The following is a 7692-nucleotide window of genomic DNA, read 5'->3' as shown; positions in this document are numbered from 1 at the left end:
TTATATAACAATTGTTATATTTTTAACTTTTGTTGAAATTTTAAATAAAATAAATTATTAAATAGATATATAAAATAAATTATATTATCTATTTGTTATTAGAAGGGATTTAGCATAGATTAACAAATTTTATTTTTTATATTTTTTAATAATTATAGATTGTATTATTATGAAAATTTTTTGATGTGATTAATATGGTAAATATTCCTGAATTAAAAAGAGGGGTAGCAAACGATATTACCGAAGCAATCGGTAACACTCCTCTTGTAAGATTAAATAAATTAACAGAAGGTTTAGAAGCTGATGTGCTTGTAAAGATTGAAGCTTTTAACCCAGTAAGTAGTGTAAAAGATCGTGTAGCGGTTTCTTTAATTGAAGCTGCTGAAAAAGAAGGTAAAATCAATAAGGATACTGTAATTATTGAGCCTACAAGTGGTAATACAGGTATTGGTCTTTCCTTTGTAGCAGCTGCTAAAGGTTACAAATTAATATTGACTATGCCTGAAACCATGTCTATTGAAAGGAGAAAATTGCTTGCGGTATTCGGTGCAGAGATTGTTTTAACTCCAGGTAGTGAAGGTATGGGTGGAGCTATTGCTAAAGCTGCAGAACTTGCAGAAAACACTCCAAATTCATTTATTCCACAACAATTTGAGAATAAGGCAAACTCTGAAATCCACAGATTGACTACTGGTCCTGAAATCTACAGGGATACTGACGGTAAAGTTGACATTGTTGTATCTGCTGCTGGAACCGGGGGTACTGTAACTGGTATTGCACAGTATATTAAAGAATTGAAACCAGAATTCAAAGCTGTTGCTGTAGAGCCTGAAACTTCCCAAACTTTAGGTAAAGGTGTTAAAGGACCTCATAAAATCCAAGGTATTGGACCAGGATTTGTTCCAGGAGTTTTAGAAAGAGACCTTATTGATGAAGTCATTCCAGTAAAAGATGAAGATGCTGGATCCACTTTATTGAAATTAGCTCGTGAAGAAGGTATTTTCACAGGTATTTCTTCTGGAGCAGCTACTTGGGCAGGTTTAGAACTTGCAAAACGTCCAGAAAATAAAGGCAAAACCATTGTAGTTATTTTACCAGATACTGGTGAAAGATACTTATCTACTGAATGGGTATTTAAGGAATTATACGATGCATATGATGATTCCATTTTCCCATCTAACTAAATTCCAATAAGTTCTAACTGGATAAATGTTGATAAGTATTGAACATTAAGTAAATAATTAAGAAATAAATTTTTTATTTCTTTAATTATTTTTTTTAAATTTCCATTATTGAATAATTTTGATAGATCTAATGATTTATCATTCATTCAAATTTTTATATTCTATTTTTTTAAATTTTTAAATTTTTTAAAATAGTTTATATATTATAAAAAAATAATATAACTTTGTTATTATAACAAATGTTAAATTTATATTTAAGTAGGTACATATATACTAATATTATTAACAATAGTTAAGTTTTACTTTTACAATGGTGAATTTATGTTTGATGACTTAAAACAAGATTTACAAGCTGCAAAAGCTAGAGACCCTGCAGCAAGGAGCAGTCTAGAGATTCTGCTTTGTTATCCTGGAATATGGGCTATAATTTTTCATAGGATAAACCATTGGCTTTGGACTCATCGTTTGCCATTTTGGGGAAGATTTTTCTCTCAAATATCCAGATTCTTGACTGGCATAGAAATTCACCCTGGGGCTCAAATAGGTAAAAGAGTCTTTATTGACCATGGAATGGGTATTGTAATAGGTGAAACCGCTATTGTTGGAAATGATGTTTTAATATACCAAGGAGTAGTTCTTGGAGGTACAAGTTTAAGTAAGGGTAAAAGACACCCTACTGTTGAAGATGCAGTTGTAATTGGTTCTGGAGCAAAGGTTCTAGGAAACATTACATTAGGATGTTCCTCAAAAGTTGGAGCTGGAGCTGTAGTATTGCAGGATGTTCCAAGAGGAGCCACTGCAGTTGGTGTACCGAGCAGGATTATTCATGAAGACCGTAAATGTGTTTTGGATTTAGAGCACGAATTTCCAGACCCTGTTTCATCAGCTATTGACTTGCTCTTTGAACGTCAGGAAGAGCTTGAAAATAGGATCAATGTTCTAAGCAAGTTCCATGATATTGACCATGTTGAATTTGACCATGGCTCTGAACTTGAAGAAGTATTTAAGGGTGATGGGAAATTATTTTATAAATTGAATAATTATATTGATGAAGAAGAATAATATTTTAATTTAGGAGGATTTTTATGAAACCACCTTGTGAAATGGTAGTATGGTATATCATACCAGCTATTAGATCTGAATTAGCAAAAGATTTATTGAAATTAGGAATGAAACAAAAAAAGATATCTGAATTAATGGATATTACACAACCTGCTGTTTCTCAGTATTTAACTGATAAAAGAGGTAGCGGCATTGAGTTCAATGAAGATGTAAAAGCATTGATTCAAGATTTTGCAAATGACTTAAATGAAGGAACTGCAACTAAATTAGATATTATTCCACGTACTTGTTTCATCTGTAAAAGAATCAAAACAGAAGATGTCATTTGTCAAATACATAAGGAAAAAGGACATATGCCTGCAGATTGTAGAGCATGTTTAGGTTCTGAAGCACATTTATTATAAAATTTTAGTAGATTTTTCTACTAATTTTATTTTTTAAGATTATTTTTCTATAGGATTCTATAGTCATTTTCAGTAATTATATAGTTATTCTATAGTATTTTTAGTTTATTTTAAACTTATTTTATATTAACAACGTTTAAGGAGATATAATGGAAATTTATAGTACTATGTCAAGGGAAAAGGAAGAGTTGAATACATTATTTGAAGATAAGATTAAACTCTTTGTTTGTGGCCCTACAGTTTATGATGATGCTCATATTGGTCACGGAAGAACATACATTTCCTTTGATACCATTAAAAGATATTTGGAATTTAAAGGATATTCTGTATTCTACTTACAAAATATTACAGATATTGATGATAAGATCATTAACAGAGCAAAAGAAAGTGGTGTAGACTCCAAGTTGCTTGCAAAGAAATTTGAAAAGAGATTTATTGAAGATATGGCTGCTTTGAATGTTAAAAGCGTCAACTATTTTGCAAGAGCTACTGACCATATGGAAGAGATTTTAGACCAAATCCAAAGATTGATTGATAAGGGATTTGCATATGTAACTGAAACTGGAGTTTACTTTGAAGTTGCTAAGTTTAAGGATTATGGTAAATTAGCTAATCGTAAGATTGAAGAGCTTGAAACTCATAGGATTGATATTGACAGTTCTAAAAAAAGCCCTAATGATTTTGCTTTATGGAAAAACAGAGAGGCTGAAGAGTTTGCAGGCGAACCTGTATGGGATTCTCCATGGGGTAAAGGAAGACCTGGTTGGCATATTGAAGACACTGCAATCACTGAAAAGTACTTTGGACCTCAATACGACATTCACGGCGGAGGTCTTGATTTAATATTCCCCCACCACGATTCTGAGATTGCTCAAATGGAAGCTGTATCAGGTAAGGAACCGTTAGTTCAATACTGGATGCATACTGGTTTCTTGAATGTTTCTGGAGAAAAGATGTCTAAATCTTTAGGTAACTTCATTACCATTAGAGATTTATTGAAAGAGTATTCCGGTGAAACATTCAGATTATTTGTTCTTGCTACTCATTATAGAAGCCCTATAGACTTCAGTGAAGTGAGCTTGCATCAAGCTGAAAGAAATGTAGCAAAAATCAAGAATTATGTTCAAGCTATTGATGAGAAGATTAATGAAGCGTTTGAAAAAGGCAATGTTTCTGATGATATTGCTTATTTAGCGGACTTAGCGGAAAATGAGCTTTTCGAAGAATTGCTTAACTTCGACTACTACCAATCTTCTTATGATGTGTTAAATGAAGGAGTTACTGAGTTCTTCAATAGTATGGATGATGACTTCAGCACTCCTAAAGCTATTGCGGCTATCTTCTCATTCATCAAGAAATCTAATAAGGATTTGAATGAAGGTAAGATAATCATTGATGATCTTTTAGCTATTAAGCACTGGTTTGCAGATATCAGTCAAATATTAGGTATTGATTTCTTTGCAAATGATGATGAAACCAGTGGTGATGAAGAGGAATTATTGAATATAATTGCTGATGTTCGTCAAAAATTAAGAGCTGAAAAGAAATACGATTTATCTGATGAAATCAGGGACAAGCTTGTTTCATTAGGTATTGAAGTAAGTGATTAATTTTTTTAATCATTTTTATTTTTTCTTTTCATTTTTAGTTTCTTTTTCTCTTTTATTTTTTTTACTTTTCTTTAAAATATTTATAATGTTTTATCATTATTTTAAATTCTGGTTTTAGTTTTCCCTATTTTTTTCAATGTTATTAACTATTCAAATTATCTCTTAAAAAATAAATAAAATAATATATATTAGATTTATAAAAATATAATATATATAGTTAAAATTCAATCATACTTAAAATATTTTTGTAAATTTAATTTAATTAATAATCTATATTATTAGGAATGTTCCAATTATTTTTTATAAATTTCATAGTTAATTATATATATTATGATTTTTAAAGTAATTAAAAACATTAAGATAATTCTTAATTATTTATCATTATAAATATGATGAACTACAAATAATATAGTATAATAAAATTAATATATTTGTATGGTGAAGTTTTAAAAGGATGATTTTAAATCATAATTTTAAATCAACATTGAATATTAAATTAATTGAAATAAAGGAGTTAAAATCTATGACTGATCTTACTAAGATGTTTAATCCAGACTCTGTTGCTATTGTTGGAGCTTCCAACTCAGAAGGAAAAGTTGGTTATATTATAGTAAATAATATGATTAATGATGGTTTTAAAGGAAACATTTATCCTATTAACCCTAAAGATGATGAAATTCAAGGATTAAAAGCATATAAAAATGTATCTGACTTACCAGAAGTGCCAGACCTTGTAATTATTTCTATTCCTAGTGTTTTAGTAAACCCAGTTGTTGAAGAATGTGGTGAATTTGGTGTTAAAAACATGGTTGTTATCACTGCAGGATTTAAGGAAATTGGTGGAGAAGGTGTAGAAAGAGAAAATGAGCTTGTAGCTCTTGGTAAAAAATATGGCATAAACATCATTGGACCTAACAGTTTAGGTATCACTGATTCACATTCATTATTGAATGCTTCATTTTCACAAATCATGCCTCCTACAGGAAATATTGCATTTATTTCCCAAAGTGGAGCTATGATGGTAGCTATTATCGATTGGAGTGTAACTTCTGGAATTGGATTCAGTAAAATTATCAGTTTAGGAAATAAGGCTGGAACTACTGAAATTGAATTGATTGAATACTTATCTGATGATGACGAAACTGCAGTAGTTATCTGTTATCTTGAATCAATCACTGAAGATGATGACTTTGTCAGAACTTTAAGAAAAGTATCCTATAAGAAACCGGTTATTATCTTGAAATCCGGTTCAAGTTCTGCAGGTGCAGAAGCTGCATCCTCACACACTGGTGCATTAGCTGGTAGTGATGTTGCATTTGATACTGCATTCAAGCAATCTGGAGTATTCAGAGTAACCACTATGGATGAATTGTTTGATGTAGGTTTAGCATTCTCCAAATGTCCACTTCCAACTGGACGTAACCTTGCAATCATTACCAATGCAGGTGGTGGAGGAGTTTTATCTGTAGACGCTATGGAAAGATACGGATTAGAACTTGTTAAATTTGATGAAGAAACCAATGAAAGATTAAAAGCAGCTGTGCCTGAAGAGGGAAGTATTAAAAACCCTATTGATGTTTTAGGTGATGCTCCTGTTATAAGATATAAAGAATCTTTAGAAGCTGTATTAGACAGTGATGATGTTGACGGTTTAGTGGTAATGGTTTGTCCTACTGCATCTGCTGATGCTGATGGAATTGCTCAAGCACTTGTTGAAGGTGCAAGTGAGTTTGATAAACCGGTTATTGCTGTTAATATGGGTGGGCCTACCTTTGAAAATGCAAATGATGTATTAAGGGATAATGGAATTCCTACCTATGTATTCCCTGAAACCGCTGTAAAAGTATTCGATTACCTTGCAAGATTCGCTGCTGTTCAAGACAGACATTATGATGATCCTGTTGGAGAAATTGATGATGTAGATAAGGAAGCAGTTGAAGCTATTTTTGCTAAAGTGAAAGAAGAAGAAAGAGACACCTTGCTTGGTAGTGAAGCATATGCTGTGGCTGAAGCTTATGGTATTGAAGCAGCTCCTATTAAGTTAGCTACTTCTGCTGAAGAAGCAGGTCAGCTTGCAGAAGAGATGGACTTCCCAGTTGTACTTAAGATTGCATCTGATAAGATTTTACACAAATCAGATATTGGTGGTGTAAAAGTAGGTATTCAATCCAAAGAAGAAGCTGAAGCAGTCTATGAAGAAATCATAGCTAATGCTAAGAAAGCTCATCCAGACATTGTTCCAAATGGTGTTGAAGTTCAAAAGATGATGGACTCTGGAATTGAAGTTCTTGTTGGCATGATTAGAGATGCACAATTCGGTCCAATGATTGCATTTGGTATGGGTGGAGTTCTTGTAAACCTTTTAGAAGATGTTTCATTCAAATTGGCGAAAGGAATGACCACTGAAGAAATTACTGAACAAATGGAAGACACTAAAGTTATGGGATTACTTAAAGGTTTCAGAGGAGAAGCTCCTGGTGATATAGATGCTGTTAAATCCGCTATTATCAGAGTAGCTAGATTAACTCTAGACTTCCCTGAAATATCTGAACTTGATATTAACCCAATCTTTGTATATGAAAAAGGATCAAGTGCATTAGATATTAAAATTAAATTAGGTTAATTGTAAAATTAATCTATTTTCTTTTTTTCTTTTTTATTTTCTTTAAATTTCATATATTATATAATATATATTTTATTTTTTATTTTAAATTCTTATTTTCTTTAATATTCTAATATTTTTTATTATTTCTCTAAAATATCCCATATTTTTCTTTATTATTTATAAATTTCATTGTTTTCATAGGTTTTCTTTAATTTAAATTAATTTTTAACATTATTCCTAAAAGTTTCCTTAATCTTTTTAAACTAATAGTATATAAACTTTTCCATATTTTCTCGTATTTGCCTTATTTTTACCCAATTCTTAATCTAATCAAGGTTCATCAAATTTTAGATCATTTTAATTTAGTTTTTATGATATGAAACAAAATAGGAAAAATTTTATTGAATTTGTTTATTTTATTAATAAATAGTAAATATTAATTATTTTCTAATTTTTTTAAATTTTTTTTATTAAATTCAATTATAATAAAATTTTGCAATATTTAATTTTTATTTTTGTAAATGTTGTAGCTTTGCTTAATAGATGTGCTACCTTTGTAGCATGTATTATGATTATATGATATCAATTCATTTTTTATCATAAATTTATTCGTGAGAACCTAAGTTTAACTTAGTGTTTGATGTTGGTAAAATAGATGTGGTGATATTTGATTGTTATGTCTGTGATGTAATGATTTAATATTTGTGTAATATCTCGTCTAATTTTTTTTATGCGTACTTCTAAGTCTTTTTGATTTCGTTTAACGAAGTTGACTTATTTTGTTGTATTCTGTCAAATCTGTTTGATCCTGGCAGAAGCTACTGCTA

5 protein-coding genes are annotated in these 7692 nt (G+C 30.4%); all 5 read left to right on the top strand.

Features of this window, described 5'->3' with window-relative positions; genetic code table 11:
* The first annotated feature begins 194 nt into the window (after positions 1 to 194).
* The 5 genes from cysK to acs all read left to right on the top strand — a co-directional run bounded on the left by cysK (position 195) and on the right by acs (position 6883).
* A complete protein-coding gene (cysK, locus tag Q0409_RS06625; RefSeq protein WP_298536295.1) occupies positions 195 to 1184 on the top strand; it encodes a cysteine synthase A in 990 nt (329 codons plus the stop codon).
* 321 nt (positions 1185 to 1505) lie between these two features.
* Positions 1506 to 2246 carry a serine O-acetyltransferase gene (gene cysE / locus Q0409_RS06620; RefSeq protein ID WP_298536293.1) on the top strand — a complete coding sequence of 247 codons (741 nt, stop codon included), beginning with the start codon at positions 1506 to 1508 and terminating at the stop codon, positions 2244 to 2246.
* A gap of 23 nt (positions 2247 to 2269) precedes the next feature.
* Entirely contained in the window at positions 2270 to 2650 is a 381-nt protein-coding gene (locus Q0409_RS06615; protein WP_298536292.1) for a transcriptional regulator, read from the top strand.
* A gap of 149 nt (positions 2651 to 2799) precedes the next feature.
* Positions 2800 to 4260, top strand: a complete 1461-nt coding sequence (cysS, locus tag Q0409_RS06610) for a cysteine--tRNA ligase (protein ID WP_298536290.1) — start codon at positions 2800 to 2802, stop codon at positions 4258 to 4260.
* Positions 4261 to 4783: 523 nt separating this feature from the next.
* A complete protein-coding gene (acs, locus tag Q0409_RS06605; RefSeq protein ID WP_298536288.1) occupies positions 4784 to 6883 on the top strand; it encodes an acetate--CoA ligase alpha subunit in 2100 nt (699 codons plus the stop codon).
* Positions 6884 to 7692: the final 809 nt, after the last annotated feature.

This window comes from uncultured Methanobrevibacter sp. (assembly GCF_937898925.1).
In the GTDB taxonomy this organism is placed as follows: domain Archaea; phylum Methanobacteriota; class Methanobacteria; order Methanobacteriales; family Methanobacteriaceae; genus Methanobrevibacter.
Note: the sequence above shows the minus strand (reverse complement) of the source record. Positions and strands in the feature narration are given on the sequence as shown.

Coding starts and splice junctions, on each gene's coding strand:
- cysK (WP_298536295.1), top strand. CDS start 195: ATGGTAAATATTCCTGAATTAAAAAGAGGGGTAGCAAACGATATTACC.
- acs (WP_298536288.1), top strand. CDS start 4,784: ATGACTGATCTTACTAAGATGTTTAATCCAGACTCTGTTGCTATTGTT.
- Q0409_RS06615 (WP_298536292.1), top strand. CDS start 2,270: ATGAAACCACCTTGTGAAATGGTAGTATGGTATATCATACCAGCTATT.
- cysE (WP_298536293.1), top strand. CDS start 1,506: ATGTTTGATGACTTAAAACAAGATTTACAAGCTGCAAAAGCTAGAGAC.
- cysS (WP_298536290.1), top strand. CDS start 2,800: ATGGAAATTTATAGTACTATGTCAAGGGAAAAGGAAGAGTTGAATACA.